Consider the following 26,175-nt stretch of genomic DNA (forward strand, 5'->3'; position numbering starts at 1 on the left):
GAAATACAATAAACTAAAAACATCAGCTTTATTAAGGTTTAACAGTTGGACCGTCCACTATAAGCTGACCGTTAGGTAAAATTTTCAGTTCATCTAAGAATACTAAGCGCTGACTGCCTGTTTTGGTCGTGCGGGCATGATATACACACCATACTTTACCTTCTTTATCTTTCAAAAGACTGTTGTGCCCCGTTCCTGAAACAATACCTCCATTGGATATATTTTTTTGTAATATAGGGTTTGTTGCAGACTTTTCGAATGGGCCTAGTGGATTGGAGGCTGTTGCATAGCCAACAGCATAATTTTCTCCTCCGAAATGATTTGCGGAGTACATCATATAATAGAGATTGTTATGCTTAAAGAGATAGGATCCTTCTGTCCATCTTCTATTCACTTCACCTGAAGTCACAGACCTACTCTCCCACTCAGATTGTTTATCATCCCTTGATACAGGAGGCCGTAATAATAATGTTGGCTCTCCAATTACATGTGAAAAATCTGAAGCTAGCTCTACTCCATATATCCAGCTTTCTTCTATTTCATCAAACATCCCCTGTTGCTTTGCCCAAGCTGCAATCTCAGACTGAACTGGATTTTTATAACAGCATCGTGAATAGTAAAGATACAAACGCCCATCTTCAGCAAAGTACACGTTACCGTCAATAATGGGATATCCGGGGTCAAATAACGGACGACCTGTCAAATCTATAAATGGGCCTGTAGGCTTGGTTGAGGTTGCGATACCAATGCGATAATTTTCTAATTCATCATTCGGATTTTCTTTCCAATGTGCACTATAAAACATATAGTATTTTCCTCCACGCTTATATACTTCCGGGGCCCAAAAATCTTTCGTCCCCCAGCTTTTATCTTGCTGAGCGGTATACACTGTACCCCTATTCTCCCATTGTTTCAAATCCTTAGAAGAATACGCTACAAAACCATTCTCTACTCCACCAGTACCATACATATAATAGGCATCTGTTTCTTGATCGTAAAGTACAAATGGATCACCAAAAGCAACATCAAGTGGATTATTTGATTGGGCTTTTGAGGTGGAGAATAACAAAAGCCAGCAACCAATCAATAAGGATAAACATAAATTTTTAGTCATCATATTTCAATTAATTTTTAAATACATTGCCCCACCTCCGCCGAATGAACCAGATCGCCCGGTAGTATTATAAGCATCAATGGATTCCCATTATCATCTCCCCACTTGTCTTCAGTTCTATGGAAATAGCCAGTTTGTTTATTTCTTATAACTGTAGAATCTACCAAAATGAGTTCAAATACCAGGTTTATGTTTTTTCGTTTTTGATACACCTGCTCGTTTATAATACATCTAGACACAAATATTCCACAGGATTATGCCGTTGATAATAATCCAATAGAATAAATTAAAAACTTAAAGCGCTGTTTTCATTTCACATCCGTTTACAATTTGGCCTTTCACATCTACCTCAGGCTCTGTAATTTCTCTTTTTTATTTATAAATTTTATTTTTTTTGTTTATAATTGTATTGAAGCCCAATTACAAATCTATATCACGTAAAAATGTAAATTAAAGTTTACATAACATTGCCCATTTTATTCAAAATTATTCCAATTTGTATCATGCATGAGCAAAATGCTCAACAGATTCATCGGTATTTGAATTTATGGCTAATTCTTCATAAGATTTGAATTCAAAAAAATGAAAATTATGACAAGCATTCCTTATCGTTTAATAACGATTATCAGTTTATTTTTTATACTGTCTTTATATTGTAATGCAAATGATAATAAGTCTGTTAAAATTATCGAAAACGAGCTACCTATTGCAGACCCTTACGTATTATTCCATAATGGCAAATACTATGCATATGGCACCCGCATAAATGGATTTGAAGTTTATATTTCCGATGATCTAAAGCATTGGAGGCGTCATGAAAATTTAGCACTTTCCCCTCAAGACTCTTGGGGAACACGATGGTTCTGGGCACCAGAAGTATATTATGTAACCGCTCACAAAAAGTTTTACATGTTCTATTCTGTTGATGAACATATTTGTGTTGCTTCTTCCTCAAGTCCAGAAGGACCTTTTATTCAAGAAGAAAAAAAACCTATTATTCCAAATGAAAAAGGAATTGACACTTCTCTTTTTATCGACGAGGACGGGACTCCATATCTATTTTATGTCCGATTTACGGATGGAAATGTCATTTGGATGGCCGAGATGAATAATGATTTACAAAGTATAAAAGCAGAAACGCTCACAAAATGCATAAGTACAAGTGAACCATGGGAGAAGAAACAAGCTACAGTCGTAGAAGGGCCGTCAATCTTAAAACGAGGCAACACGTACTATCTCATTTACTCTGCCAATCATTTTGAAAGCCAGGATTACGCCGTAGGCTATGCAACAGCCAGTTCACCCAAAGGTCCTTGGAAGAAATATAGTGGCAACCCCATCCTAAGAAGAGATCATCCCTCAGCATCGGGATTGCTGGGTACAGGTCATGGAGCTCCATTTATAAGTGCAGATGGCGGATATAAATATATATACCATGCTCATGCCAGCTCCACAAGTGTCGCTCCAAGGACATCATACATTAATGATTTAGCAATTTCATCTGATGGCGTATTAAGCATTGTTGGACAACCTATTAGACCGCTAATTATTAAATAAATTACGTCAATATAATTGCCAGCGTTGCAAAGAAAAATGTTCAAAAGTCTGCTCTAAAATAGACTTCCATAGCAGATCATCAACATTGCTGGAAGATTTACTCTTAATAAACGACTTATAATAAAGCTACTATAGTAAAAATATAATTATATACAAATTTGGACTTTAAAAATGATCCTACAAGCGTATTTTGACACCTCTCATTTATTTTAGACTCCTGACATAAGGCTGTCACTTCTCCCTTATAGATTTGCGTCATTAATTAATATTTAAAAGATATAGGAATGACAAACGTAATCAATACTGGATCTAATGCAATCGAATTTCCAGAACCTAAAATGATCTCTGTTAATGGAGTAGTTCTGGAAGTATTTGAAGCAGGTCAGCAAAATTCTGAGAAACCTATCGTTCTCTGCCACGGATTTCCAGAGCATGCATTTTCATGGCGTTATCAGATACCGGCTCTTGTCGCAGCTGGCTGCCATGTAATTGTCCCAAATCAACGTGGCTATGGTAATTCTTCAAGTCCGACCGAAGTGACGGATTATGATATTGAACATTTGACTGGTGACCTTATTGCCCTGCTCGACCATTATGGATATAAGGATGCTACATTTGTGGGTCATGACTGGGGTTCAAATGTGGTTTGGAATCTAGCACTATTGCATCCTGATCGGGTAAATAAAATCATCAACTTGGCTTTGCCTTATCAAGATCGTGGTGAAAAACCATGGATTGAGTTGATGGAAGCAATATTTGGAGCAGACTTCTATTTTGTTCATTTCAACAGACAACCTGGAGTAGCAGATGCGATTATGAATGAAAACACTGCTCAGTTCCTTCGTAACATATTCCGCAAAAACTCAGCTCCCACACCTCTTGAACCAGGAATGCTGATGATTAATCTTGCAAGGGCGGAAAAACCGCTTGGCGAACCCTTGATGAGCGACAATGAAATCGCGGTGTTCGTTTCTGCCTTTGAATCTTCAGGATTTACAGGAGGTATAAATTGGTATAGAAACATGGATAGAAACTGGCACTTAATGGCGGACGTAACGCCAATCATTCATCAGCCGACTCTTATGATATATGGTGAGCAGGACACGATTCCAAAGTCTGAAAACCTAAAAAATATTGTTTCTAATCTGGATGTTGTTAGTCTGGATTGTGGTCATTGGATACAGCAAGAAAAGCCAGAGGAAACTACGCAATCAATTATAAAATGGTTAGAGCAACACAATGATTAACAAGAGTGTAGAAACATATTGTCCTCAACGTCGAACACACTGGAGACTATACACATAGCTGAGGATAATAACAAACAAAGCCACATCGCTCGATGTGGCTTTTACTAAACATATGTATGCTAACTTTAATTATACGAGTTGATGGATTGGGATACTTTCCAAGTTGCCACCATCATTGATCAATGTTATTAATAAACATTCTAATTTTTTCTCCTGTAAATCTATTCGTACTTATTTTATCAAAAACATAAACAGGTTTTTTCTTTACGAATAAATTTTTAATACCTTCTGGTGTGCAAACACAAGTGAATCCAATAATATAATGTTGTATACTATCCCCATAAATTCTATCTGCAAAAAATATTGCTAATTTATCAGAAAGGTCAATAATCAAACCCGATTTAGCCTGTGACCTATTATCTGTAGTTAAACTGATACTAAACTTCATATTTTAAAATTATCTAAAATCTTCGATTTATCAGCTCGTTTTTTAGTTGCATTTACGCGAGTGCTGGAGCATTTATAAATGAACTTATCCATAAGTGTATGTTTGAAATTCTGAGAATATCTCACTTTTTTCTATTTTACATCTACCTGCTCTAAATACACACAAATTATCACTATCTACTCATAATAAAATGGATTAAATCCATTCGCTATATGAAATCGTGGCGGATAGATAATTTCTTTGTTCATCTCACATGCAGGAAGAAATTCCATAAGAATAAACTGATTAGGGAATATTAATAAAGTCTCTTTACTGTATACATTAGCTTTTATTGATATAATCTCTACTTTTCGAAAACCAATACCCAATTTCCTTTTTATCATATTAAATTTATATGGATTATTGTTAATGCTATCCTTTTTAATCAATTCTCCATCTATTACAACCTCTACATCAATACTTTGCCCATCAGCAGTTGGAGAGGCCATTCCCAAATATATCGTTGTATCATACTTCATCTCAAAAACGAAAAAAGAGATCGAAACAAGAATAATTAGAGAAATTATAATTTTTTTTTTCATTGTCGAGATTTTAATGATTTCTAAAAACTTGATAAACTTATAGGTTTATTAAATACGTTCAAGATTTATTGAAGTAATGTCAGAATCACCCTAAACTTGAATTACTTGCTTTTGAATTACTATATTTTCATAACTGGCATAATCACTTTTATATGTTAATGATAAACGCTTTAAAGAAATGGGAAATTTAAAGGAGCTAAATCTGTAATATTACCCGAACGTACTATACCCAAAACTAATCAATTCCAATCAGATTTGTCGAATATATGCTAAAGCAATCTCTCAGTTCAAAGTACAATTAAAAAGGCAAGTAAGCAGAAACTTAAAACATTTTCCTTCGGACTTCATATTTGAACTAACTAGAGATGAACACAATATCTTAAGACCTACTTGCTTAAATGGGAATAATATGGGAATCATTCTATATTTAACTTATTTTGTTAATATCAGCATACTCCTTCCATTCACGGTGGGAATAAACAGTTTCTATAGTTCCGATTTTGGAAAATACCAATTCAAAATAACCATCGTTTAACACTGTTTCTATGATTTTATGAATACTTTGATAAGATAAATCTTCTACAATAAGCATATCTGCTGACCAAAAGTATACCTTACTAATGTTGATCATAAGCTTTCTAATATTTTTTAATGTAAACAACGTGCCAAAATAAACATCACCGTTACTTAAAACAATATTTATATCAAGATTATCATCATAAATATCTGTTACTTGATACGGAGCAGGAAAAATAATCTTAAATGGCATGTTTTTATTTTTTTATAAAACTGATCAATAACGTCAGATAGTGGGAAAATCCGTAGCTATTTTACCGGAAGATACTAATTAAATTTACTCTCATGTAAAAATTATTTTATTTTTCTTTTTAACAAGAAGGTTATAACCAATTAAAAAAATCAGGAATATGAACCATTCGGAGCTTTTTAATAATAGCAAATCTAAAGGACGGAAATGATGAAAATTAAATATTTAAAGTGGTAGTGGTTCGGTTTAACGAAATTCGAATATAGATAGGGATTAGCGAATCTTTTATTATATTAGTTTCGTTAAACATAATATGAGCTGTAATTTTAGATAATACCACAGCGAAACAAGAATGATAAATTTTGAAAACATCAAAACTAATTCAACTGAGTTCCCAGATGCTTGGAGTTTCTTGTGGTCGCCAGAAGAAGCCAGTAATATACCGCAGGAACACAAAGACCAAATCTTCTTTCTGAATAGCGGAGCAAGCGAGTTTGTAGAAAACTATATCAACAGCTCGAAAATGATTACAGGCCCATTATGGAAACCATTTAATGAAAAATACTTTAAAACAATTGAAGAATTTGAAGTAACAGAAAACTGTGAACACGAAATTAAAAAATGGCTTTATTCGAAACCTATTCCCTTCAACAAGTTTGTATTTATTCACAGCGATAGAAGTGGACAATCTGTAACACTGACTTGGAAGATGGTAATTAAATATTGGAAAGGACTTTTTTTTGCCGACGACTTAATAATATTTGACGAAACACTAAATTGGGGACTTTTTTATTTTCACGAAGACAGAATTTACTTTGGTTCAGACAAAATCTACGACAAAGAACTTGAATATGAAAAAACTAGAAAACGTAACGAATTGAAACATAAATTTCTCAATAAAGATAATCTTAAATTTAACAATGTGGATAAGAAGAAATGTATAAGAGATTTTAAACAGAAATACAACACAGATAGAATTGAATAAAACTACCGGCTAACATCAGTTTGGCAAAATGGTGGGTTTAGTGCGAAATTAAAGTTCAATTTTTATGCTTTGATTTCCGCCACTTCGGCAAGCTGAAAAACGTTATGTGCTATTTTAAAACGACACCCTAAAACAAATGAAACTATTTGAAAAAATATTCAAGTCCAGCAAGACAGTACCAGCCGATTTGACAATGATAACAAGAACAGAAGTTATTGAAGGATTTTCTATTCCAGGAATTATACACAATATGCAATATCATTTTACTGACTTGCAAGTGTATAGTGATGGACTAATTTCTTGTTGGGAAATGGTTGATTTATCTTTGTTCAAAGACAAGTTAAATGAAGGTTGGGTCGTCACTTCTATTCCTGACGGAGAAGCAATTTCTATTTTCAGTTTAGGTCATTGGAATATTGAACAAGGTGAGTGGAAACATACAAAAGAAACCCTGTATAATTATGTTTATTCACTAGTAAAACAACTTAATCCGAAACTTGAAAATTTACATAATTATCACGGCGATAGTTCCAAAATGGTAGGTAAAGTAAAGGTTGCAAAACATATTTTACCTACACCACAACCTTATTATTTTGACGAGCCAAAATCCTTCTTTTCTAAAAGGATTAATGGCGAAAAATTTCATTTCTTTTACAGAAATGAAGATAATAAAACTTATTTGGCAGAATTATCTATCTACAGGAGTGGCAACATCGAGATAACGAATTTACCAAAAAAGAAAATCTACAAATTTGAAGATTTAGATAAGCTGATTGAAAATGACACACTAACAACAGATTTGAACATTGGAGAAATCGTTACAGTTTTGAATTTAGGTTCTTTTAAGGTTGTTTCGGGAAGTGGGGTTGACATTAAATCAAAAATGAAAGAGTTGACTGACAAGTTCAATGAACTGAACGGCAGAGAAAATAGTATTAATAAATGTGCAAGAATATTTGACGAATACAAACAAAATCCAACAAAAAAATTACGAGATGAATTAAAATATGCCTATGAAGCAGTTCCAGAACATCAAAGAATTTTCGTTGGAACAATGGACAAGAAGGACTATGAAGTTCGCCAAGTAATTTATGGTGACATTGTTAAAAAGGAATGGGAAGACGATTACGGTTATGAATATCCGTATGACGATATGCCCAAACCAAGTGATGAATAACAATCAAAACAGCAGATAACAAGGTATTGTGAACTAGTAGTTTGTAGGCACATAGTATTTGATCTTTAGACTTCCCTTTTTTGCTAGATAAGCCTGAAACTGAACTGCAACTTTTGGATTGTACCAATCAACTTTCAGTTCCTTTTTAATATCTCCGCCAGCGATTGAGATTCCATGTACTTTTACTGAGTCGTCTGTATGCCCCTCAATTTCAAGAATCAAAGTGCTAGCATCACTTACATTGGTTTCTGCATTAAGCATGGTATCACGACTCGTGGCGGAAACTTCCCATTCGCCACGATTTTTAGTATTACATGAGATAAAACCTAATGCTACAAAACCTGTTAACGCGAGTAAAAAGATGAATTTCTTACAAAACATATAAGGAAAGATATAATGATTAATGAACTTAAAATTTCCTAACTCTTTCAAAAATCTTATTATAATACCTAAAATTAATAATTGATACCTATCCTGTTGTTAAATAATTATTTTTGATAATGGTATCTTTACTGGTAAAGATGCAATGTCTTTACGACCTTTAATCACAATATTACCGTTCTCAATCGCAATGGATTTATACATCTCAAGGAAAATTTCCACTCCTTTCTCCGTTTTATCTAACACCTGTTCAAAAATTAAGTTTTCAGAACTTTGTAACGTGAATTTTGAAGCCATTCCATCCTTTTGAAATAAAATCCAAATAGAAGCTCTCACTTCTTTTCCATCTATTGGGATGAAGACATCAATCACTCTAAAATCAGGATTCAATTCTAATTCTAATCCTTTTTTGTAAGCATAATTGACAGCTTCTATTAATTTTGGATTTTTATTATTCTTAGCTACTTCAATCAAATATTTATGCGCTTTTTCCCACACAAAATTATACCGTTCCTCATAACTAAAACTTTCAAATAAATGAAAATCAAATACCCCGTAGTATCTTAAATGTCCATTGTAACAATAGGGAGCTTCTTTAAGAAGAATTGGATAAAGTTTAAAAGTATTTTCTGTAAAAAAATCTATATTAATAAATTTAATTTTTTTTCCGTCATACTTTTCGTTTAGAAGTCTGTTTAATAAAAACCCTAAACCAAAAAAATCATCTGTAAGTTTGTTAAGTTGTTCATCTCCATCTTTAAACCAAAATAATGTTCTACCAATCTTCATATGTACTAAAATTTTATAGGCGATTTAACAGGTAAGCCTGTGTTAAAATAATATCATTTAAACCTGTATAAGAATTTGTCAAGATTAAACGATTTTTTAGATATGTAGGTAAATCATTCAGTGACTTATCATCATTTATAATGACAACATCTTTATAGTCTAAATTATTCGATTGTATCCATTCTAAAATTTCCTCTTTACGAGTATGTCGATGATTTGATAAATATTTTTTATCATCTAAAATGGATAGATTTCGAATCTCCAATCCTCTCCTTTCAAAAATGACTTTCCATTCTTGAATATTATATTTAAAACGATGTGATGTGGAAAGAATGACTTTGTCCTTTGTTTTGTAAATGATAGATTTTAGAATCTGAATAGCTTGTGGATTAAACTTATAAAAGCCATCATCTTCCAATTCCACTATTTGATGTGGATTAGCATGAACCAATACTCCTTCTATATCTAAGAAAAAAATCATTGCACCGTCTTTTATATTTTTTTTGAAAGGTTTGGGTTTGGAAAATATAAGCTATCATTTATTAAAAATAGCGATTTCTTTCTTTACATACTCCTAAAAAAATACATTATGAGTGGGTGAAATTAAAAGAAGAAACTTCCAATATCTTTAGTTTACCAAGTTTCTTATAAATTATCTAAAAAATTTTTGGATACCTTTTCTTCTTTTTATGACTAAAAGAAAAGTTTATCCTAAAAAACAGATATTATTAGAGTATCAAAATGCAGAAAACTACCTTTCATTCATTGAAGAAGGAATGATTTGGAATTGGAGAAATGTTTTATTGGAAGAGTTTATTGCTTTTGTCAGCAAGAGACTTTCGTTACGAAACAAGATGATGTAATAACTCTTCACAGTCTCCTAAAAATCAATATGACTATTCCTTACAAACATTGTCGAAAACCCATACATACCTTATTTACTAATGGTTACAGCAATGAAGATTATTTCTCGATATGTGAGATAAAGCTATAGATGTGAATTTTAAAATATTTTCAATAAAATATAAGTATACTTTTATACTTTGTTAAATAAATATTAGTACATTTATATACTTTAAATATAGATATGAAATACGATATGGTAAAAAATGTTTTAAAACTTCTAGAACAATTTGAGCTAGAGAACGCTTTACACATAAAGTACCAATCTAATATTGAAGACTTTAAGAATTGGATTGCTCTTAACTGTAGGCATGCCAATAAGCAAATTGACCCCTATTGGGAAGGAAAAGAAAATGGACGTAGTGCAGCTAGTGTAATTAATACGTTGATTGTACATTTAAGTAGGTACGCTAAGAGTTATTCGAAATCCGCCATATTTGGATCCTAATTTTCTACTCAAGAAGATTTTATCTATCTCATTATCTTGAAAGATTTTGGAGAAATGATCAAAATGGATTTAATAAAAAGAAATGTACATGATAAACCTGCAGGCATGCAAATAATAAACCGATTGATTACAAAAGGTTGGGTAGATCAAACAAATTCTGACGTTGATAAAAGAAGTAAATTTTTAAAAATAAATGATAAAGGCTTAACGGTTTTAGAACGGCAAATGGAAAAGATAAGACAAGCTAGCGAGATGGTGACAGGTAATTTAACGGATAACGAAAAAATGGAATTAATAAGGTTACTGAATAAGCTCAATGAATTTCATATGCCGATCTACGATAGAAATATTGAATCTGAATATTTATTGACTGAAGTTTTAAAAGAAAAAAAATAATGGGGAAAAAGATAGCTGTTATCGGTTCTGGCTTTTCGGGTCTGTCTGCTGCTGCCTATTTGGCAAAAGCAGGAAATGAAGTTCATGTTTTTGAAAAACATGACCAACCCGGAGGAAGGGCTAGGCAATTTAAAACGGAAGAAGGGTATGTTTTTGATATGGGACCGAGTTGGTATTGGATGCCTGATATTATCGATAATTTTTTTACTGATTTCGGATCTAAAACTTCTGATTTTTTTGAGTTAATTTCATTGAATCCACAGTTCGAAATGATCTTCGCCGATGATAAAATTGCTGTACCTGAAAATTTAGATGAATTAAAAATCTTGTTTGAAAAAATCGAAGAAGGTGCCGGATCGCAATTAGAAAAATTTATGAAATCTGCCAAATTTAAATATGAGGTGGGTATGCAGGATTTTGTTAATAAGCCTTGCCACAACTGGGCAGAATTCATCTCTCCTAAAATAGCCCGAAGCGCCTTAAAATTAGATCTGCTATCAAATTTCAGAAACTACGTCGCCAAATATTTTAAGAACGAAAAGCTAAGGACTTTGATGGAATTTCCGGTCATATTTCTGGGTGCTTCACCAAAAAATATTCCTGCTTTATATAGTTTGATGAATTATGGCGGGTATGCTCTTGGGACACATTATCCAGTAGGTGGTTTTTATCAATTGGTATTAGCGATGAAGCATGTTGCGGAAAAACAAGGTGCAATTTTTCATTTCAGTAAAATTGTTGAAAGTATAAATACTGAAAATGGAAGCGTTATTTCTCTAACTGTCAATGGAAATAAACTAGATTTTGATACGGTAGTTGCTTCTTCAGATTATCATCATACGGAGACGCTCCTCAATAAAGTGGATCGAAATTATTCTGAAGAGTACTGGAAAAATAGAGTATTTGCTCCTTCGAGCTTAATCTATTATTTGGGCATTAACCAAACTCTTCCTAATCTTAGGCATCATACGCTTTTCTTTGAGCATGACCTGGACGAACATATTGATTGTATATATGAAGATAAAAAATGGCCGGAGAAACCGCTATTCTATGTGTGCTGTCCATCCAAAACCGACCAAGGTGTAGCACCTGAAGGTAAAGAGAATGTATTTCTGCTGATGCCTTTAGCTACTGGAATTAATGATGAAGAAGCTGTAAGAGAAAAGTATTTGGTAGCCATGCTTAAAAGACTGGAAAATCATCTGGGCATTAGTGATCTCATGACAATGATTGAATATAAAAGAAGTTATTGTGTGCAAGATTTTATTTCAGACTATAATGCCTATGATGGCAATGCGTATGGACTGGCAAATACATTGGGTCAAACTGCTGTTTTAAAACCTAAAATAAGAAACAAAAAAATTAAAAATTTATTCTATACCGGTCAATTAACGGTTCCCGGTCCTGGAGTACCTCCATCTATCATTTCTGGTAAAATTGTATCTAATGAAATTATTAACGCTAAAAAATAATCTATATGAAACAACTATTCGACGAACTTTCTTTCGCAGTAAGTAAAATCACGACGCAAAAATATAGTACAAGTTTCTCGCTAGGCATTTTAGCGCTCAGTCCTTCCATTCGCAATGCGATTTATGCCATATATGGATATGTTCGGTTAGCAGATGAAATTGTAGATAGTTTTCATGGATACGATAAAGAGAAACTTTTGAATAGATTAAAAGAAGAAACAGAAAATGCACTGGAGGAAGGAATTTCACTCAACCCGATTTTACAATCTTTTCAACACGTCGTCCATCAATATTCAATTGATAGAAAACTAATTGGCCAATTTTTACATAGTATGGAAATGGATCTTCACAAAATAGATTATAACTCTGATCGCTATAAAGAATATATTTTTGGCTCAGCAGAAGTAGTCGGCTTAATGTGTCTGCAGGTTTTTACAAATGGTAATAGAGAGCACTATGAAAAATTGAAACCTTATGCGATGAAATTGGGCTCAGCCTTTCAGAAAATTAATTTTTTAAGGGATTTAAAAGATGATTATCATATTTTAGGTCGTACTTATTTTCCAAACATTGATATGGAGGTGTTTGATAATCATGTAAAAAGTAGGATTGAAAATGAAATTGAAGAAGAATTTAATGAAGCATTATTGGGAATAAAAAAACTTCCGAATTCCGCTATGTTTGGTGTTTATCTGGCTTATAAATATTATCTGTCTTTATTTAAAAAAATCAAAAGAAAATCATCCGAAGACATATTGAATAGCAGGGTGCGAATTGCTAATTCTGAAAAAGCATATGTAGCATTTAAAAGCTATGTGAGGTATAAAACTGCTTATTTGTGATTGAAACTATTTCCCTATTCCTGCTTTCACCTTGTTTTCTGAAATGCCTCAAGTCTCCCCTTTTGACAATATTATAATAGGAAACAGAAAAAAGATTAGTGGAGAGATTTTGAAAAAAACATAAATAAGCTTAAAACAACTAGAAGATGAGACATCAATTATATAGAGAACAACAATTAAATTGCGATATTAAAACTGCTTGGCACTTTTTTTCTTCTCCGGTTAACCTGTCGAAAATAACTCCAGAAGATATGCGATTTAAGATAATATCTAAAGATGATCATCAAGATATTTTTGAAGGGATGATAATTGATTATACTGTTTCGCCCATGTTCAAAATTCCGTTAAAATGGAGAACAAGAATCAGTCAAGTTGAGTTTAATAGGAGTTTTACTGATTATCAAGAAACAGGTCCGTATAAATATTGGAGCCATTTTCATGAATTTATCCCAAATAGCAACGGGGTACTGATAAAAGATACTGTAGATTATGAATTGCCGTTTGGTATATTGGGTAATATCGCTCATCGGATATTTGTAAAAAAGAAACTAGCTGATATTTTTGATTTCCGATATGCTGTACTCGAAAAAATGTTTAACACCCTAAAATAATAGCATGAACTTTTTAATAACAATGATCGTTTTTGTACTGATGGAGGGCGCCACCTGGATTATCCATAAATACATTATGCATGGCTTTTTATGGGGCTTACATAAGGACCATCACGATCACAGCAATGATGGTCCGCTCGAAAAAAATGATTACTTCTTTGTGATATTCGCGATACCCACGATAATTTTAATGTACTTTGGTTCCCTCAAAGAGTTTAATTATCTATTTTATATTGGATTGGGTATCATGCTGTACGGTATGGCCTATTTTTTTATTCATGATATATTTATCCATCAGCGGATTAAATTCATGACCAAAACTCATAATGCTTATTTTCTAGCGCTCCGTAGAGCGCACAAACAACATCATAAGCATACTACGAAACACGATGGTGAATGTTTTGGTTTTTTATATGTGCCCTTCAAATATTTTCAAATGTATTTTAATCCGGATAAAAAATGATAACATATACGTATTCTTTGATTTTATTTTTTACAGTCATCATTTGTCTGATCGCTTCTTTTGATAAACGAATTCTTTTCATCCGACATTTTGGAGCATTTTTTAAAGCTGCTATAGTGGTTGCTATTCCCTTCATTGCTTGGGATGTCTGGTTTACCTCAAAAGGTGTTTGGTGGTTCAATACCGATTACACGCTTGGAATTGTCGTTGCCGGTTTACCTATCGAAGAGTGGTTATTCTTTATTTGTATTCCGTTTTCTTGTGCCTTTACATATTTCTGTTTTGATAAATTTTTCAAATTAGACAGACTTTCAGGTTTTAATAATATAATTGTTTTTGTCAGCATTATTGTTTGTTCGGTGACCGCTTTGCGGCATCATGATAAGATCTATACTTTAGTGACCGCAATAGCGACAATCATAACCTTAATTTATCTCCATTTTATTGCCCGAGAAGATTGGATTAGCAAAGCATCCTTAGTATTCAGTGTTTTGATGCTTGGCTTTCTTCCGGTCAATGGTGTGCTGACTGGCTTTGGATTAGAATCTCCTATTGTAAATTACAACCCCGATGATTTTTTGGGTATACGCATACTAACAATACCGATCGAAGATGCTGTGTACGGATATACTCAGTTTCTATTGGTCATTTATTTTTTTACAAAATTTAAAAAAAATGAAAACGCATACTAAAACTTTAATCTTTATTTTTTCTCTATTAATTGTACTCTTTAATTCCTGTGCTTCAATTCCAAAAAACACAAAGGCAGTTGCAAATTTTGATGTCAATAAATATTTAGGAACTTGGTACGAAATAGCACGTTTTGATTTTCGTTTTGAAAAAGATCTAGACAACGTTTCGGCTCAGTACAGCTTAAACGAAAAAGGAGATGTAAAGGTATTAAACAGTGGATATAATTTTAGAAAGAATGAATGGAAAAAAGCCGAGGGGTTGGCAAAATTTAGAGGAGAAAAAGATATCGCAGCATTAAAAGTTAGTTTTTTTGGCCCTTTTTACTCGGGATATAATGTTGTTTCAATGGATGATGATTATAAATATGCATTGGTGGCAGGTAAAAACTTAAATTATCTATGGATTTTATCAAGAACAAAAGAGATTCCCGAAGCGGTTAAAACGAAGTTCCTAAATACTGCGACAGAAATTGGTTATGACACGTCTAAATTAGTGTGGGTAAAGCATGACAGAACGGATAGTCCATTTATCCCGAAAAACTAAATTTTCAGTTTTTTGGTTCCATAGGGATCTACCATTAGAGGATCATTTGGAGTGATAAAAATCACCTTCTTTCAGCACAAGCAATACAAAATCTCAATTTTAATAGAAATAACTAAATATCATTCAAAATGAAAAAAATAACTCTTATAGTTTTAGTCTTCATCGGTATAGTGCAAGTGAGTCTAGCTCAAGAAACTAAGTTTCAACTTTCAAGTCATATTTTAGACATCACGACCGGTAAACCTGCTACCAACGTTAAAATTACACTGTCGAAAATGAACAAGAATCAAAGTTGGACTATGGTAGAGGAAAAAAATACTGATAGTAATGGTAGAATAAAAGATTTTTTAAAACAGGACGGAAAAGATAATACAGGCATTTATAAGTTAACATTTCATACCAATTCCTACTTCAAATCTCTTGGAAATAAATCGTTCTACCCGTTTATAGAAGTTGTTTTTGAACTTGTTGACAATGAACATTACCATGTACCTATTACCCTATCTCCTTTTGGTTATTCGACATATAGGGGAAATTAACATCTTTTTCATACAATGTATACCTTACTATTACGCTATTGATATTTAGAGCCTATTAAATTTAAATAGGCTCTAAATATTTTAAAATAAATCAACATGTATTGATCTTTTTGTTTTATTGTTGGATAATAACAAACAAAGCCACATCTCTCGATGTGGCCTTTACTAAACATATGAATTAACCTTACTTATACGAGTTAATGGATTGAGATACTTTCCAGTTGCCACCATCATTGACCAAGGTGATTAAATCGATCTTGGTAAACCCTTCAAATTGTTGGGTCACTTTTGCAATCCTATAGTCACTGGATTGCTCAACAATGGTAGTACTTGTTTTACAGTTCAACAGCTCTCGTTTTTGCTTTTTCAAGAAGGAAATTACTTCTGAACGGCTGTTTGTCTTATCTTCTGATGCCTGTATCTTCTGTTTAAAATCGGATGTAAACAACTGCTCTACTCCTGCCGACTGTCCCTCTGTCATAACCGCAACGTAATGATCAATCGCTAGATCTGCTGTAGATAGATTCACTACCACTTTTTTAGAGTTGTCTCCTACTGGTTTTCCTGCTGCTATCGTAAATGTTGATACTGCAATCAAGGCTGCTGCTGCGAATGTTTTTGCTAAAGTTTTCATAATATCTTTATGTTATATTGTTAGTTTATTGTTCTTAATTGTTGATTCAAAAGTAGGGTGTAAATCGTTCCTACCCTATGGCAATTAGACTAAACCAACTAAAAACTCGGTGAATGGAGGAAATGCTTAGGTGAAGTGGTTGAGTCTGAAATGGGGTCATTCTACTGTCGCTCACTTGTCAGTGACAAAGCCACAGATGGCTCCTACTACTAGTAAAAATATCTCCCAAATATTATTATTCCTTTTCTATTTAAAATAAGTTGTATGACGATTCATATCTAAATCGACAACATAATCTGGACATAATTCATTAAAAAATAAGTGGTTGTTTTCTTAAAAATATTTATCTTTAATCGCCATACGAAGTTCAAAAAAGAAAACAGCAGAAGACTTCCTTATATTATTAAACAATTTAAGTATTCCTAAAAAGGAAACAAAATAATGACGCCAGAACTTAAAGAATTAGAAAGACAGATAATCAAAAAACATAAGTTTGGATTTACACCCAAATATGAATCAGGTTTTCAAACATGTCTTTCGGAAAAAGCATTTTTTGCTATTACGAATCAAGTCTTCGAAAAACTTGAATGGGATATCATTTACATTGATGAACATGCTGTCGAAGCCAAACGAAAAGTAAAAAGTTTAGGAATAACACAATACACAGAATCTATAATTATCTCCTATAACTACGGGAGTATAACGGTCAAAAGCGAATCTCTAGGAAGCGAAATGTGGGATAATGGCCGAAATTCAAAAAGGGTGCATTTATTTATGCTCGTATTTCAAGATATTGAAAAAAATTATAATCGAGAAGATTTAAAACAATTAGAAAAAGAACAAGAATCTATAGAAAACTGGGACAACTACATTATCCCAAAAGAACTACCTAAGCCTAAGAATGTAAAAAAGCCAACTATTATATTTGTATTTGTAATCGGTATTTTAATTTCTATCATTTTGGCCTTCCTATTGGCTAAGATTTCAATAACAGGTAGATACATAATTTTTTTATTTGAATTCTTAGTTGGTCTTGCTTTAGCATTTTCAATAAAACAAGGTATTAAACTTGGAAATTACACGAATTTAACTAAATTAAAATATATACTTATTTTGTGCACATTGATTATTTTTGTAGGTACTCAAATTTTTGAGTATTATATCATTCTAATCGAGAACAATTTTGAAAAAATAGGTTTTTTTGAATTTATGAAAATAAGACTTCAACAAGGACTAACCATAAAAGACTTAAATATTGGAAGCATCGGACTTATCATAAGTTGGATAATTCAACTATTTTTAACGTTCATATTTGGATTCTTATTTTTGACAAGATTCTTAATCAATTATCTCATTAAGCGAGTACCACAAGAAGTGACAGAATTTGCATATTATCTCATTATCAAAGGAAAAGATGAACATGAAGTGAGAAAAGAATTAACATATTTAGGATGGTCAGATGAAATAAGTCAAAATGAAGTTTTTGAGGCAATTGATGGAATCCAAGGTAACAACGAATTGAATAGAACAAGGTAAAAATAATAGCAATAATCTAATAATGAGTGTAAAAAGAAAAGTTTTAGAAGCTAAAACTGACAAAGAATTAGAGTATTATCTTCAAGAGGACAATAAATTTGTACCTCAAGCAAGTCAATTTGCATACGAAATTCTGAAATCACGTGGTCGGATTTTTACTCCTGAAGATACGGAAAGAATTACATTGATGATTGAAAAGAAGTCTGAAGAAGATAAAATTATCATTCATGAAAATCACAAAAAAGCGGCAAACTTAATTTACATATCAGCGACACTGGGGATTGTAAATATGATATTATTTCCTGACTTACCTTTTTCATTCTTCTCCATTTTTGTTGCAATTATTATTTTGGGGTTCATGTTTGGAATTGGTTATATGATTAGCAAAGGAAGTAATGGTGCAAAATATATTTTATTAGTATGTATGATTTTGGGAATTATATACATACCCTTCATGCTTTTAACTATAACCCGAACTCCAGTTGTAGGAATTATTAATATAGTACAGACAGTATTACAGGTTTGGGCAATAGTTCTATTATATCAAATACCAAAATATAAATTGGAATAAAGTGGCGATTTTGCCTTTATTGTCATCACTTCCAACCCTAATAAACCAATATCAATATATTCTTGAATAACATGAGTGTACAGTAAAAATAGAAAGGTCTCCTGCACCAATGTGGGACCTTATATAAATTATGTGGCGATATTGATTCCACCCCAGTTTTGTTGTTGACATTTGACTGATGATTTGCGCATAGAAATATCGAGAAACAAAAATTAAAAACTTCTGTCGCTATTGTAGTCAAAATCCACAAATATATGTGCTCAAGTGTCTTTAAAGGCAATCTGACAATCGAATCTGATGCCGTCGATAAACATCAGATTCCTTTTATCATACTTAGCTAGAAAGAATATCTACGCGATTAAATATTGAAGCTGTAATCCTGTAAAATCATAACGAAATTAAAAAAAATGGATAAAAACCGTCCTTCGCTCATCAAGAGAATATCAAAAATATTCTTGAAATCAATCATCGGAATTGTACTGATAATCGCTATTTTACTCTTTGCGACATTTGTGATTCATCAAATCAATTTAAACAGCGAAGCGGATAAAATTGAAGATTATGGTCAAAAAATAAAAATTTTTGACGGTACAATAAATACGACAATAGATGGACAAGGTGCAGACACGATTGTATTACTCACCGGATTTGGAACGGCAAGCCCAAGATTGGATTTTGAACCATTAATCAGAGAATTAGACAAAAAATATACAGTGATCACGATTGAACCTTTTGGTTATGGATTGAGCAGTGAAACAAATCGTGAACGCAATTTGAATAATATGGCGGAAGAAATCCACGAAGTGGTGAAGCAATTAAATCTAAATCGTTTTATACTAATGGGGCATTCAATTGCTGGGCTTTATAGCTTAGCATACATCAATAAATATCCAGGTAGAGCAACCGCTTTTGTAGGTATTGATACGAGCGTGCCAACACAACCTTGGCCGGGTTATAATTCGGCACCTTTGGATTTTTTAGCCAAAGCTGGTGTAATGCGTGCATTTTTTAAGTTTTTCGGTGACGAAAAACCTAAAGACGAATCAGAAGCACACCGTTTTGAACAAAAGCACATGATTACGATGAAAGTGACCGGAAACAGTACTTTGGGCAGAGAAGCTACATCATTGAATAATAGTTTTAATGATGCACAAAAACTAGCTTTCCCGAAAGATTTGCCGGTTTTATTATTTGCAGACGAAAACTCGGCTGTCAAAGGCTGGACAGAACTGCACCAAGAGCAAGCCAACAGCGTGGATAAGGGAAAACTAATCTTATTGCCCGGTTCTCATTATCTACATCATACTCAATCGAAACGAATTGTAGCAGAGCTTGAGTCGTTTTTAGGAAAACAAAATAATTGAGCAAAATATAACTGCAATTTGTTGAGGCCAACTGAAAGAAGCGTTCAAATACTGCGGAATTCATAATCCCTGGCAAAGTCTTTAACGTATACATATTTTTAAGCATAAAAAATACTTTATCCAGTTCGGCTTCAACCTCAGCTTCTCTTTGAAATTCGTAAATAGATCCCCTTCATCTTTGAGGATGCCCTCATGTTAACCTAAAACGCAAAGTTGGTCGATAAGCTCTTTCTCTAAAAGTTATTCTGATCGGCTGTTTAAGTTGATTCGTAATTAACATATTTCAACTAAATAACGATAAGTAGTTGTTTATAATTAGAAAGTCTTGCGCTAAACGCTCATCAATCAATGCTTATTGATGGAATTACTTCGATAATCTTTACAGTTATTATTAGAGAGATGAACAAGGACAGTTAGTCGACAATTATAAATATTCATCAACACTTCGTTCTGTTTCACTGGATACTAACATAAAAAGCCACATGTCATAACGTAGTCCTTAATAAACATATGCATTCAAACTTAACGCACTTATACGAAAATAGCCGGTGATTTCCATCATCGGCTATTTTATTTATTCTTATGTGTATCTATTTTTTGGCGTAATCTTTCTCAAATTTATCTGAAGCGACATTGACACCATTTGCCATATCTTCAAATGCCTTATTAATATTGTCCAATAATCCTTGTTCTACCACCGGATCTTGGGTAGTACTCTTTCTAATATTAATCAGTTTTGGGTAATCTTCTGAAACAATTTTACCATAGCCTTTCAACCCTTTTAGAATGGCTTGCTGCAAATGGTCATCACCGTTGAAATCGCCAATTTTTTCAACCTTTTTAATGTCTTCTTTTACAGCTTGGTCCCATTTTAGGGCTACTTTTTCTGCTTCATCATATTTTTTTGACTGCATTGCGCTGTTCATTTCGCTAATATGTACCTCTTCACTGTTGATAATCGTCATCAGTTCATTGTTATAGGCAACTGCATCTTTCTTTTGGCCACAACTTAAAAGTGTGCAGAACATAATTAAAGCAGCACTTCCTGAAATCACTTTTTTCATCTCTTTTTATTTTTTGTGTTGATAATTTGTTAAAACCTCTTCTGAAGGATAAACAAATTTAAAGGATGAAAAAATTTCAGCAAATCCCTGAATGTAGTGGTTTTTTGACCATTAGTCACGAAGAATACCATATTCAAGTGCAAGTTTGATGACAGATGCTATGCTTTTCACCTCAAATTTTTCGATGAGATTCTTTCTATGACTTTCAACTGTATGATGACTGATAAATAAAGTTTCGGCGATTTGAACGGTAGTTGATCCCTTGATTGCTTCCATTAATATTTCCTTCTCTCTGCGCGTGAGCTTAGGTACATTTTGAAGACCAATATTGTCTTTCTTACTCATTTTTAACTTAGTCTTCGCGCACAAAAAAAGTTCACCCTGACACACGCTCCGAATACCTGCTATAATCTCCGGTCCTAAAGCATTCTTTTGGATATATCCGTCCGCACCTTGTGTGATCATACTATTAATGACAGCGTATTCATTATGAACACTGATAGCAACAATCTTCATATGTGGACAGCGTTTCTTAAATAAGGCGACTAACTCTATACTATTCGTATCAGGAAGATTAATATCAAGCAATAATATATCAGGATTAATCCGTTTAATCCGTTCTAGTGTTGATTTACCATCTGTAAAGCAATCCAAAATTTTAAAATCGGGTTCTGCCTCTAGAATATTTTTTAAACCTTCCAGCATCATCGGATGATCATCAGTAATTACTATATTAACCATAATAAGGATTATTATTTATCGGAAACTCTATTTCTATACTTGTACCTTTTCCGGTACGGGAATAAATATGCATCTTCCCGCTTAAAAATTCGAGGCGAGACTGTACATTGTGTATTCCGGCTGATTTTTTTCCATCTGCAAGATGCGGATCAAAGCCCTTTCCATTATCTTCCACAGTGATCAGGATATGATCATTGTGTTGCGACAGTTGCACTATAATCTGTGAAGCCTGAGCATGTTTCACCGCATTATTTACCAGCTCCTGGATTATTCTGTAGACGACTATTTGTTTATCTTTTGAAAGGTCGGCTTCCAACTTCACAAATTGACTGGAAATCTCAAGCTCATCGTTACTCATGCGTTCAGCATATTCTTTAAGAGCTTCCTCCAAGCCATATTTATCCAATAGTTCAGGCATAAGGTTATGTGCAATGCGGCGCAACTCGACTACAGCAACATCGAGCTGATCTAAAGATTTATTCAGTGTATTTCTACTGGAATCATTCTCATTCAATAGCGTAAGACCGGATAAAGTGATTTTTGTCCCGGACAAAATACCGCCTAATCCATCATGAAGATCTCTGGCGATACGTGAACGTTCGGTTTCCTGCCCCTCTAACATGGAGACCAAAACCTGTAGGCTTTCTTTCTGTTTTAATGTTTTGAGATGCTGGCGATAAGCATAATAGATCAACATGGCAGCTATGATAAATGTCAGGATAAGGAAAAAATAGACTGAATTTATTTTTGATTTGTATGCAAGTTCTTTTTGAGAAGTTTTAAGTTGTGCTGCCCGTTGCTGTATCTCAACACGTGAAAGTTTAAGTTCTTTACCTCTGTTATCTGCCTCTAGCTGGATAACTTCTATCTGCTGACGCTGAATTTCTTCATTTAATTTTAAGTTTTCCAAATCCTGCAGCTGCGCCTTATTATGCGCATGCATCAACGAGATTTGTTGTTTTCTCTTTTCGGCTTCAAATCGCAGTCTTATCAACTGTTGTTGCTGTCTCTCTTTTTCAAACTGCGCTTCTAATCTGCGCCCCTGTTCCATTTTATTTGCATTGAAAACTTCTTCGTAGAGCTTGACATATTGTTTATAGTAATGATAGGCTTCATGATACTGACCTTCTGTCTCATATACCTCTGCGAGCTTTTGATATAAGCTAAGGGCAATCGTATTTTCTATTACAGTATCTTTCATGAGCGCGGCTAATGAAGCAAGGAGGTATTTTTTTGCGGTTTCTGTATCACCTTCTTTCATGCTATATTCTGCCATTATTCCATAAGCCGAAGCTACCTGGGCATATTGTTCTGTTTTTTGTCCAACTTCTAGTCCCTGTTGCGCATACTGGAGCGATTTTGTTTTATAGGACGCCGGATAATACTGTAAATACAGATTGGCCAGGTTAATTGCGGCAAAAGATAAGTCAGAGGGCACAGCCATTGTTGAGCTGTTCTTTTCATAGAATTTAATAGCTTGGAGGTAATAACTTTCAGACTGGTTACGAAGATGCTCATTTTCGGGCTGATTGATGTACTGCTCCTGATAATTATATCCCATAGACATGTAAGCGTCAAATATATCCATGGGTCTATTTCTTAATTTAGCGACTTCCAGAGTAAGTTTAGCGTATTTTTCCTGTAAGTCATATGTTTTCCAGTTTGAATAGATCGATGATAGCTCCTTATAAATTGCAGTTTTTCTAGATATAACGATATCTGTCTGAGGGGCTTGATCGTAAAACACTAAAGCGTTCTGGAAGCATCGGATCGCCTGTTGCTCCTGATTATTTCTCGCATGCATCCAACCCTCACAATACGACACATATCCTTTAATGCTCAGCTCTTTGGTTTTTTTTGCAAATATTTTAGCCTGCGCGAGATATCTGTTAGCGGATGTATTATCTTCTAGTATCTTGCTGTTCATTGCGGCAATACCACACAGCTGTGCAGCGTATTGTCCATCAAGCTTTTTAGATGCTCTAGCTATATTTTTTTGTAGCAACTCCATCGCTTCCTTTTGCTGACCATTAAAAAAAAGTGCATGCGCATATTTGCCCGCCAACAGTAGCTGTTGCTCACTGCCTTCAGCGACCTGATGATATTCACTTCCAGCGGTTTCAACAGCACTCTGAGCACTAAGCTTCCCGAAGAAAAACATCACTAAAATTAATACTAAATACTTCTTCACTGTACAGATTTTCATGTTTGCTTTTGAAAGCAAGATTTAGGACAGGAACAACATCTTTTTATAATCATATTTTCTTTAACAATTTATAATTAAACCAAAATATGAAAAGACCGTTGAAATGCTCGTAAAAAGACAAAATAGTTAAACAATAATAAGATATTCCATTCTATTTGCTATTATTTTTACAGCATCTTGTACTTATTGATGTTCGGAGCGGCGAGAAAAATGCTGATATAGCTTCTGGCCCTTAAAATAAAATTAACAAAGGAAGGTAATCACAGCTTGATTTTCTGCTACCGCTAATTGCAAAAATTCTTTCAATTTTCGGAATTCCTGAATCAGATAATTTAGCGCTTCAGGATCTTCCCAAAATTCAGGATAAACACCTTCCTCATTCATTTTTTCGGCATCAAATCGATCTGATAAAGAGGATTCAGAGATGTCATTCACAGCTTCTAATAATTCTTCAGTCTGGGATGACGTAAGGTATTTCGCAGGGCCATATCCCATATCCTGTTCCACGTCAAGTATATTGGGACCAAATATTAGCCATTGCAAAGGTGGGGGCACTATTTTGTAATTATTTAAGGGTTCACCTGTAACAACGTAAAACAAGCCATCCCAGCTTTTACCGATGTCTAATAGGTTTGTTTTTTCAGAATTAGAAGTAGAAAAAAGGTCATCTTCCAATAACTGACTGTTATCAAGATAACGCAGTAAAGTACTTTGGTCTATTCGTAGATATTGTTGTATTATTCCCATCCAATAAAATTAACTAATTTTAATTTTATTCTAAAGCAAAGAGTTTTGATATTTCAACTTTATTTTGACTTTTACTAAAACTTAGTTAATAAAAAGATTGACAACCTGATCTTATCAACCTGTTTTAAAAAAAAATGCATCGATGAAAAGTAGTGATATATTTTATCAATATGTTGTATCTTTCTAAAAAAAATATGAAGAAAACCAAACTCCTTATTCTAAGCCTTTTTATTGCCAATTTCAGTTATGCGCAAACCTCACTAATGGATAGCTTAATTCAAAAAAACTATTCCACTTTTAAAAAAAATAATAGCAACGCATTCGAAGGAAAAGGATGGGCTACCCTTCAGGGTGAAATCAGCAAAAACAATTCTGTGTTATTGGGCGAATACCATTTCACCAGTGAAATCCCTTACTTTACAAATGCGATTGTAAATAGTATTAAGTTCGATAACTATTTTATGGAAATTGATCCCTATACAATCAATACCATATCAACAAAAATTAAATCCTTATCCCCTGCTGAACTGGACAAATTCCGCAATGAAAACGGTTCTGCTTTATCTTTTTTACAAGGTGAGGCTGAGTTTGATTTGTATAAAAACATACTTCAACAGAACATCAAGATATATGGAGCTGAACAAATTAGTTTATTTTCAGACCAGTTACTCTTTTCTGAACTGAGTAAAAAATCCAAAAATAATAAAGCAATAGAAATTTATAAGCAGATGATCGCTAATTCGGCTGCCTATGACACAAAACACAACACCACATTCTATTTGTTCTCTGATGATTGTCAGGCTAAATTGGACGCACTGAGCGCTCTAAATTTATCCGCAAACGAAAAAGAGCAACTTGAAGCACTCCAATTAAGCAAAGAACTTTATTTAAATCGAATTCATCCTTTAAGAATTCAATACTTGAAACACTTGATTCTTGAAAAACTCCCTGAATGGAAAGACAAAAAGAATCTATTCAAATATGGTGCTAATCACATGCCTAAAGGAGAGAGTTTAATGGAAGTATTTGATATTGGAAACCTAGTGTCTAATATTGAAGAGGCAAATTACCGCAACTCATTGCATATTATGATTATCGGAAAGGGTGAAGGTGAAACATTGGCTGATTTAGACGAATATAAACCTTTCTTAACCGTTGTGAAAGATGACAATTGGTATACCTATGATTTAAGACCTCTGAAACAAGCTATTTCTAAAAAGAAGCTTAAAGTGGAGGATTTAACGCTAGAAAGAATTATAAAAGGTTATGACTATCTGGTTTTCATTCCAGAACTAACTAAGACCCCAAAAACAGGTAAACAAAATCATTAAATAAGCTCAAAAGAAAACATACGCCA

The 26,175-nt window shown here is 33.4% G+C and carries 28 protein-coding genes and 1 pseudogene; 17 read left to right on the forward strand and 12 right to left on the reverse strand.

Features of this window, described 5'->3' with window-relative positions; translation table 11 throughout:
- Positions 1 to 31: 31 nt before the first annotated feature.
- The gene (locus tag JAZ75_RS00135) at positions 32 to 1,117 is read right to left on the reverse strand and encodes a glycoside hydrolase family 43 protein (protein ID WP_208699546.1); all 1,086 of its coding nucleotides are present in this window, start codon (positions 1,115 to 1,117) and stop codon (positions 32 to 34) included.
- Positions 1,118 to 1,696: 579 nt separating this feature from the next.
- Here JAZ75_RS00135 and JAZ75_RS00140 point away from each other — a divergent pair.
- A complete protein-coding gene (locus JAZ75_RS00140; RefSeq protein WP_208699549.1) occupies positions 1,697 to 2,671 on the forward strand; it encodes a glycoside hydrolase family 43 protein in 975 nt (324 codons plus the stop codon).
- Positions 2,672 to 2,955: 284 nt separating this feature from the next.
- Positions 2,956 to 3,918, forward strand: coding sequence for an alpha/beta fold hydrolase (locus tag JAZ75_RS00145; protein ID WP_208699551.1), 963 nt, complete (start codon positions 2,956 to 2,958; stop codon positions 3,916 to 3,918).
- A gap of 172 nt (positions 3,919 to 4,090) precedes the next feature.
- Here the strand turns inward: JAZ75_RS00145 and JAZ75_RS00150 are convergent, their stop codons facing one another.
- A complete protein-coding gene (locus JAZ75_RS00150) occupies positions 4,091 to 4,366 on the reverse strand; it encodes a hypothetical protein (protein ID WP_208699553.1) in 276 nt (91 codons plus the stop codon).
- Between the two features lie 176 nt (positions 4,367 to 4,542).
- On the reverse strand, positions 4,543 to 4,884 hold the full coding sequence (locus JAZ75_RS00155) for a hypothetical protein (protein ID WP_208699555.1): 342 nt from the start codon (positions 4,882 to 4,884) through the stop codon (positions 4,543 to 4,545).
- A gap of 340 nt (positions 4,885 to 5,224) precedes the next feature.
- On the opposite strand from JAZ75_RS00155, the gene JAZ75_RS26155 reads away from it, so the two are divergent.
- Positions 5,225 to 5,482, forward strand: a complete 258-nt coding sequence (locus tag JAZ75_RS26155; protein ID WP_410528632.1) for an ORF6N domain-containing protein — start codon at positions 5,225 to 5,227, stop codon at positions 5,480 to 5,482.
- On the opposite strand, the gene JAZ75_RS00165 is transcribed toward JAZ75_RS26155, so the two are convergent.
- On the reverse strand, positions 5,375 to 5,716 hold the full coding sequence (locus JAZ75_RS00165; RefSeq protein WP_208699557.1) for a hypothetical protein: 342 nt from the start codon (positions 5,714 to 5,716) through the stop codon (positions 5,375 to 5,377). The two genes, JAZ75_RS26155 and JAZ75_RS00165, sit on opposite strands and share 108 nt — an antisense overlap.
- Before the next feature lie 349 nt (positions 5,717 to 6,065).
- On the opposite strand from JAZ75_RS00165, the gene JAZ75_RS00170 reads away from it, so the two are divergent.
- Entirely contained in the window at positions 6,066 to 6,698 is a 633-nt protein-coding gene (locus JAZ75_RS00170; RefSeq protein WP_208699559.1) for a hypothetical protein, read from the forward strand.
- A gap of 136 nt (positions 6,699 to 6,834) precedes the next feature.
- Complete coding sequence (locus tag JAZ75_RS00175) at positions 6,835 to 7,875, forward strand: hypothetical protein (protein ID WP_208699561.1); 1,041 nt, start codon at positions 6,835 to 6,837, stop codon at positions 7,873 to 7,875.
- A 33-nt stretch (positions 7,876 to 7,908) separates the two neighbouring features.
- Here the strand turns inward: JAZ75_RS00175 and JAZ75_RS00180 are convergent, their stop codons facing one another.
- The 3 genes from JAZ75_RS00180 to JAZ75_RS00190 form a co-directional block, all read right to left on the reverse strand.
- A complete protein-coding gene (locus JAZ75_RS00180; RefSeq protein WP_208699563.1) occupies positions 7,909 to 8,256 on the reverse strand; it encodes a hypothetical protein in 348 nt (115 codons plus the stop codon).
- 99 nt (positions 8,257 to 8,355) lie between these two features.
- Positions 8,356 to 9,045 carry a hypothetical protein gene (locus JAZ75_RS00185; protein ID WP_208699565.1) on the reverse strand — a complete coding sequence of 230 codons (690 nt, stop codon included), beginning with the start codon at positions 9,043 to 9,045 and terminating at the stop codon, positions 8,356 to 8,358.
- Between the two features lie 13 nt (positions 9,046 to 9,058).
- Positions 9,059 to 9,526: an HAD domain-containing protein gene (locus tag JAZ75_RS00190; RefSeq protein ID WP_208699567.1), complete on the reverse strand. Its 468-nt coding sequence runs from the start codon at positions 9,524 to 9,526 to the stop codon at positions 9,059 to 9,061.
- 888 nt (positions 9,527 to 10,414) lie between these two features.
- On the opposite strand from JAZ75_RS00190, the pseudogene JAZ75_RS25915 reads away from it, so the two are divergent.
- The 8 genes and pseudogenes from JAZ75_RS25915 to uraH all read left to right on the forward strand — a co-directional run.
- Positions 10,415 to 10,792 (forward strand): annotated as a pseudogene (locus JAZ75_RS25915) (MarR family winged helix-turn-helix transcriptional regulator); the annotation flags it as partial.
- On the forward strand, positions 10,792 to 12,264 hold the full coding sequence (locus tag JAZ75_RS00200) for a phytoene desaturase family protein (RefSeq protein ID WP_208699569.1): 1,473 nt from the start codon (positions 10,792 to 10,794) through the stop codon (positions 12,262 to 12,264). The pseudogene JAZ75_RS25915 and the gene JAZ75_RS00200, both read left to right, overlap by 1 nt.
- 5 nt (positions 12,265 to 12,269) lie before the next feature.
- The gene (locus JAZ75_RS00205; protein ID WP_132842618.1) at positions 12,270 to 13,106 is read left to right on the forward strand and encodes a phytoene/squalene synthase family protein; all 837 of its coding nucleotides are present in this window, start codon (positions 12,270 to 12,272) and stop codon (positions 13,104 to 13,106) included.
- Positions 13,107 to 13,252: 146 nt separating this feature from the next.
- Positions 13,253 to 13,717 (forward strand): SRPBCC family protein, encoded by a 465-nt coding sequence (locus JAZ75_RS00210; protein WP_208699571.1) that lies wholly within the window; start codon positions 13,253 to 13,255, stop codon positions 13,715 to 13,717.
- A 4-nt stretch (positions 13,718 to 13,721) separates the two neighbouring features.
- Positions 13,722 to 14,180 carry a sterol desaturase family protein gene (locus JAZ75_RS00215; RefSeq protein ID WP_208699574.1) on the forward strand — a complete coding sequence of 153 codons (459 nt, stop codon included), beginning with the start codon at positions 13,722 to 13,724 and terminating at the stop codon, positions 14,178 to 14,180.
- On the forward strand, positions 14,177 to 14,872 hold the full coding sequence (locus JAZ75_RS00220) for a lycopene cyclase domain-containing protein (protein WP_208699576.1): 696 nt from the start codon (positions 14,177 to 14,179) through the stop codon (positions 14,870 to 14,872). Before JAZ75_RS00215 ends, JAZ75_RS00220 begins: the two co-directional genes overlap by 4 nt.
- Positions 14,856 to 15,416 (forward strand): lipocalin family protein, encoded by a 561-nt coding sequence (locus tag JAZ75_RS00225; RefSeq protein ID WP_208699578.1) that lies wholly within the window; start codon positions 14,856 to 14,858, stop codon positions 15,414 to 15,416. Before JAZ75_RS00220 ends, JAZ75_RS00225 begins: the two co-directional genes overlap by 17 nt.
- A 128-nt stretch (positions 15,417 to 15,544) precedes the next feature.
- The gene (gene uraH, locus JAZ75_RS00230; RefSeq protein ID WP_208699580.1) at positions 15,545 to 15,955 is read left to right on the forward strand and encodes a hydroxyisourate hydrolase; all 411 of its coding nucleotides are present in this window, start codon (positions 15,545 to 15,547) and stop codon (positions 15,953 to 15,955) included.
- A 184-nt stretch (positions 15,956 to 16,139) separates the two neighbouring features.
- Here uraH and JAZ75_RS00235 read toward each other — a convergent pair whose 3' ends face one another.
- Positions 16,140 to 16,589: a nuclear transport factor 2 family protein gene (locus JAZ75_RS00235; protein WP_208699582.1), complete on the reverse strand. Its 450-nt coding sequence runs from the start codon at positions 16,587 to 16,589 to the stop codon at positions 16,140 to 16,142.
- Positions 16,590 to 17,030: 441 nt separating this feature from the next.
- On the opposite strand from JAZ75_RS00235, the gene JAZ75_RS00240 reads away from it, so the two are divergent.
- The 3 genes from JAZ75_RS00240 to JAZ75_RS00250 all read left to right on the forward strand — a co-directional run bounded on the left by JAZ75_RS00240 (position 17,031) and on the right by JAZ75_RS00250 (position 20,060).
- Complete coding sequence (locus JAZ75_RS00240; protein WP_208699584.1) at positions 17,031 to 18,125, forward strand: hypothetical protein; 1,095 nt, start codon at positions 17,031 to 17,033, stop codon at positions 18,123 to 18,125.
- A gap of 22 nt (positions 18,126 to 18,147) precedes the next feature.
- The gene (locus tag JAZ75_RS00245) at positions 18,148 to 18,696 is read left to right on the forward strand and encodes a hypothetical protein (protein WP_208699586.1); all 549 of its coding nucleotides are present in this window, start codon (positions 18,148 to 18,150) and stop codon (positions 18,694 to 18,696) included.
- Between the two features lie 407 nt (positions 18,697 to 19,103).
- Complete coding sequence (locus JAZ75_RS00250; protein ID WP_208699588.1) at positions 19,104 to 20,060, forward strand: alpha/beta fold hydrolase; 957 nt, start codon at positions 19,104 to 19,106, stop codon at positions 20,058 to 20,060.
- Between the two features lie 590 nt (positions 20,061 to 20,650).
- Here the strand turns inward: JAZ75_RS00250 and JAZ75_RS00255 are convergent.
- The 4 genes from JAZ75_RS00255 to JAZ75_RS00270 all read right to left on the reverse strand — a co-directional run bounded on the left by JAZ75_RS00255 (position 20,651) and on the right by JAZ75_RS00270 (position 24,818).
- Positions 20,651 to 21,124 carry a hypothetical protein gene (locus JAZ75_RS00255; RefSeq protein WP_208699590.1) on the reverse strand — a complete coding sequence of 158 codons (474 nt, stop codon included), beginning with the start codon at positions 21,122 to 21,124 and terminating at the stop codon, positions 20,651 to 20,653.
- Positions 21,125 to 21,235: 111 nt separating this feature from the next.
- Positions 21,236 to 21,865: a response regulator gene (locus JAZ75_RS00260; protein ID WP_132773625.1), complete on the reverse strand. Its 630-nt coding sequence runs from the start codon at positions 21,863 to 21,865 to the stop codon at positions 21,236 to 21,238.
- Positions 21,858 to 24,071 (reverse strand): sensor histidine kinase, encoded by a 2,214-nt coding sequence (locus JAZ75_RS00265; RefSeq protein WP_208699592.1) that lies wholly within the window; start codon positions 24,069 to 24,071, stop codon positions 21,858 to 21,860. The genes JAZ75_RS00260 and JAZ75_RS00265 overlap by 8 nt, the downstream gene beginning before the upstream one ends.
- 243 nt (positions 24,072 to 24,314) lie before the next feature.
- A complete protein-coding gene (locus tag JAZ75_RS00270) occupies positions 24,315 to 24,818 on the reverse strand; it encodes a YfbM family protein (RefSeq protein WP_208699594.1) in 504 nt (167 codons plus the stop codon).
- A 194-nt stretch (positions 24,819 to 25,012) separates the two neighbouring features.
- On the opposite strand from JAZ75_RS00270, the gene JAZ75_RS00275 reads away from it, so the two are divergent.
- A complete protein-coding gene (locus tag JAZ75_RS00275) occupies positions 25,013 to 26,149 on the forward strand; it encodes a hypothetical protein (protein ID WP_208699596.1) in 1,137 nt (378 codons plus the stop codon).
- Positions 26,150 to 26,175: the final 26 nt, after the last annotated feature.

The organism is Sphingobacterium sp. UDSM-2020, assembly GCF_016132525.1.
Taxonomy (GTDB): Bacteria; Bacteroidota; Bacteroidia; order Sphingobacteriales; family Sphingobacteriaceae; genus Sphingobacterium; species Sphingobacterium anhuiense.

Excerpts from the sequence above, each read along its gene's own strand:
- JAZ75_RS00135 (WP_208699546.1), bottom strand. The coding sequence starts at position 1,117 with ATGATGACTAAAAATTTATGTTTATCCTTATTGATTGGTTGCTGGCTT.
- JAZ75_RS00140 (WP_208699549.1), top strand. The coding sequence starts at position 1,697 with ATGAAAATTATGACAAGCATTCCTTATCGTTTAATAACGATTATCAGT.
- JAZ75_RS00145 (WP_208699551.1), top strand. The coding sequence starts at position 2,956 with ATGACAAACGTAATCAATACTGGATCTAATGCAATCGAATTTCCAGAA.
- JAZ75_RS00150 (WP_208699553.1), bottom strand. The coding sequence starts at position 4,366 with ATGAAGTTTAGTATCAGTTTAACTACAGATAATAGGTCACAGGCTAAA.
- JAZ75_RS00155 (WP_208699555.1), bottom strand. The coding sequence starts at position 4,884 with ATGAAGTATGATACAACGATATATTTGGGAATGGCCTCTCCAACTGCT.
- JAZ75_RS00165 (WP_208699557.1), bottom strand. The coding sequence starts at position 5,716 with ATGCCATTTAAGATTATTTTTCCTGCTCCGTATCAAGTAACAGATATT.
- JAZ75_RS00170 (WP_208699559.1), top strand. The coding sequence starts at position 6,066 with ATGATAAATTTTGAAAACATCAAAACTAATTCAACTGAGTTCCCAGAT.
- JAZ75_RS00175 (WP_208699561.1), top strand. The coding sequence starts at position 6,835 with ATGAAACTATTTGAAAAAATATTCAAGTCCAGCAAGACAGTACCAGCC.
- JAZ75_RS00180 (WP_208699563.1), bottom strand. The coding sequence starts at position 8,256 with ATGTTTTGTAAGAAATTCATCTTTTTACTCGCGTTAACAGGTTTTGTA.
- JAZ75_RS00185 (WP_208699565.1), bottom strand. The coding sequence starts at position 9,045 with ATGAAGATTGGTAGAACATTATTTTGGTTTAAAGATGGAGATGAACAA.
- JAZ75_RS00190 (WP_208699567.1), bottom strand. The coding sequence starts at position 9,526 with ATGATTTTTTTCTTAGATATAGAAGGAGTATTGGTTCATGCTAATCCA.
- JAZ75_RS00200 (WP_208699569.1), top strand. The coding sequence starts at position 10,792 with ATGGGGAAAAAGATAGCTGTTATCGGTTCTGGCTTTTCGGGTCTGTCT.
- JAZ75_RS00205 (WP_132842618.1), top strand. The coding sequence starts at position 12,270 with ATGAAACAACTATTCGACGAACTTTCTTTCGCAGTAAGTAAAATCACG.
- JAZ75_RS00210 (WP_208699571.1), top strand. The coding sequence starts at position 13,253 with ATGAGACATCAATTATATAGAGAACAACAATTAAATTGCGATATTAAA.
- JAZ75_RS00215 (WP_208699574.1), top strand. The coding sequence starts at position 13,722 with ATGAACTTTTTAATAACAATGATCGTTTTTGTACTGATGGAGGGCGCC.
- JAZ75_RS00220 (WP_208699576.1), top strand. The coding sequence starts at position 14,177 with ATGATAACATATACGTATTCTTTGATTTTATTTTTTACAGTCATCATT.
- JAZ75_RS00225 (WP_208699578.1), top strand. The coding sequence starts at position 14,856 with ATGAAAACGCATACTAAAACTTTAATCTTTATTTTTTCTCTATTAATT.
- uraH (WP_208699580.1), top strand. The coding sequence starts at position 15,545 with ATGAAAAAAATAACTCTTATAGTTTTAGTCTTCATCGGTATAGTGCAA.
- JAZ75_RS00235 (WP_208699582.1), bottom strand. The coding sequence starts at position 16,589 with ATGAAAACTTTAGCAAAAACATTCGCAGCAGCAGCCTTGATTGCAGTA.
- JAZ75_RS00240 (WP_208699584.1), top strand. The coding sequence starts at position 17,031 with ATGACGCCAGAACTTAAAGAATTAGAAAGACAGATAATCAAAAAACAT.
- JAZ75_RS00245 (WP_208699586.1), top strand. The coding sequence starts at position 18,148 with ATGAGTGTAAAAAGAAAAGTTTTAGAAGCTAAAACTGACAAAGAATTA.
- JAZ75_RS00250 (WP_208699588.1), top strand. The coding sequence starts at position 19,104 with ATGGATAAAAACCGTCCTTCGCTCATCAAGAGAATATCAAAAATATTC.
- JAZ75_RS00255 (WP_208699590.1), bottom strand. The coding sequence starts at position 21,124 with ATGAAAAAAGTGATTTCAGGAAGTGCTGCTTTAATTATGTTCTGCACA.
- JAZ75_RS00260 (WP_132773625.1), bottom strand. The coding sequence starts at position 21,865 with ATGGTTAATATAGTAATTACTGATGATCATCCGATGATGCTGGAAGGT.
- JAZ75_RS00265 (WP_208699592.1), bottom strand. The coding sequence starts at position 24,071 with ATGAAAATCTGTACAGTGAAGAAGTATTTAGTATTAATTTTAGTGATG.
- JAZ75_RS00270 (WP_208699594.1), bottom strand. The coding sequence starts at position 24,818 with ATGGGAATAATACAACAATATCTACGAATAGACCAAAGTACTTTACTG.
- JAZ75_RS00275 (WP_208699596.1), top strand. The coding sequence starts at position 25,013 with ATGAAGAAAACCAAACTCCTTATTCTAAGCCTTTTTATTGCCAATTTC.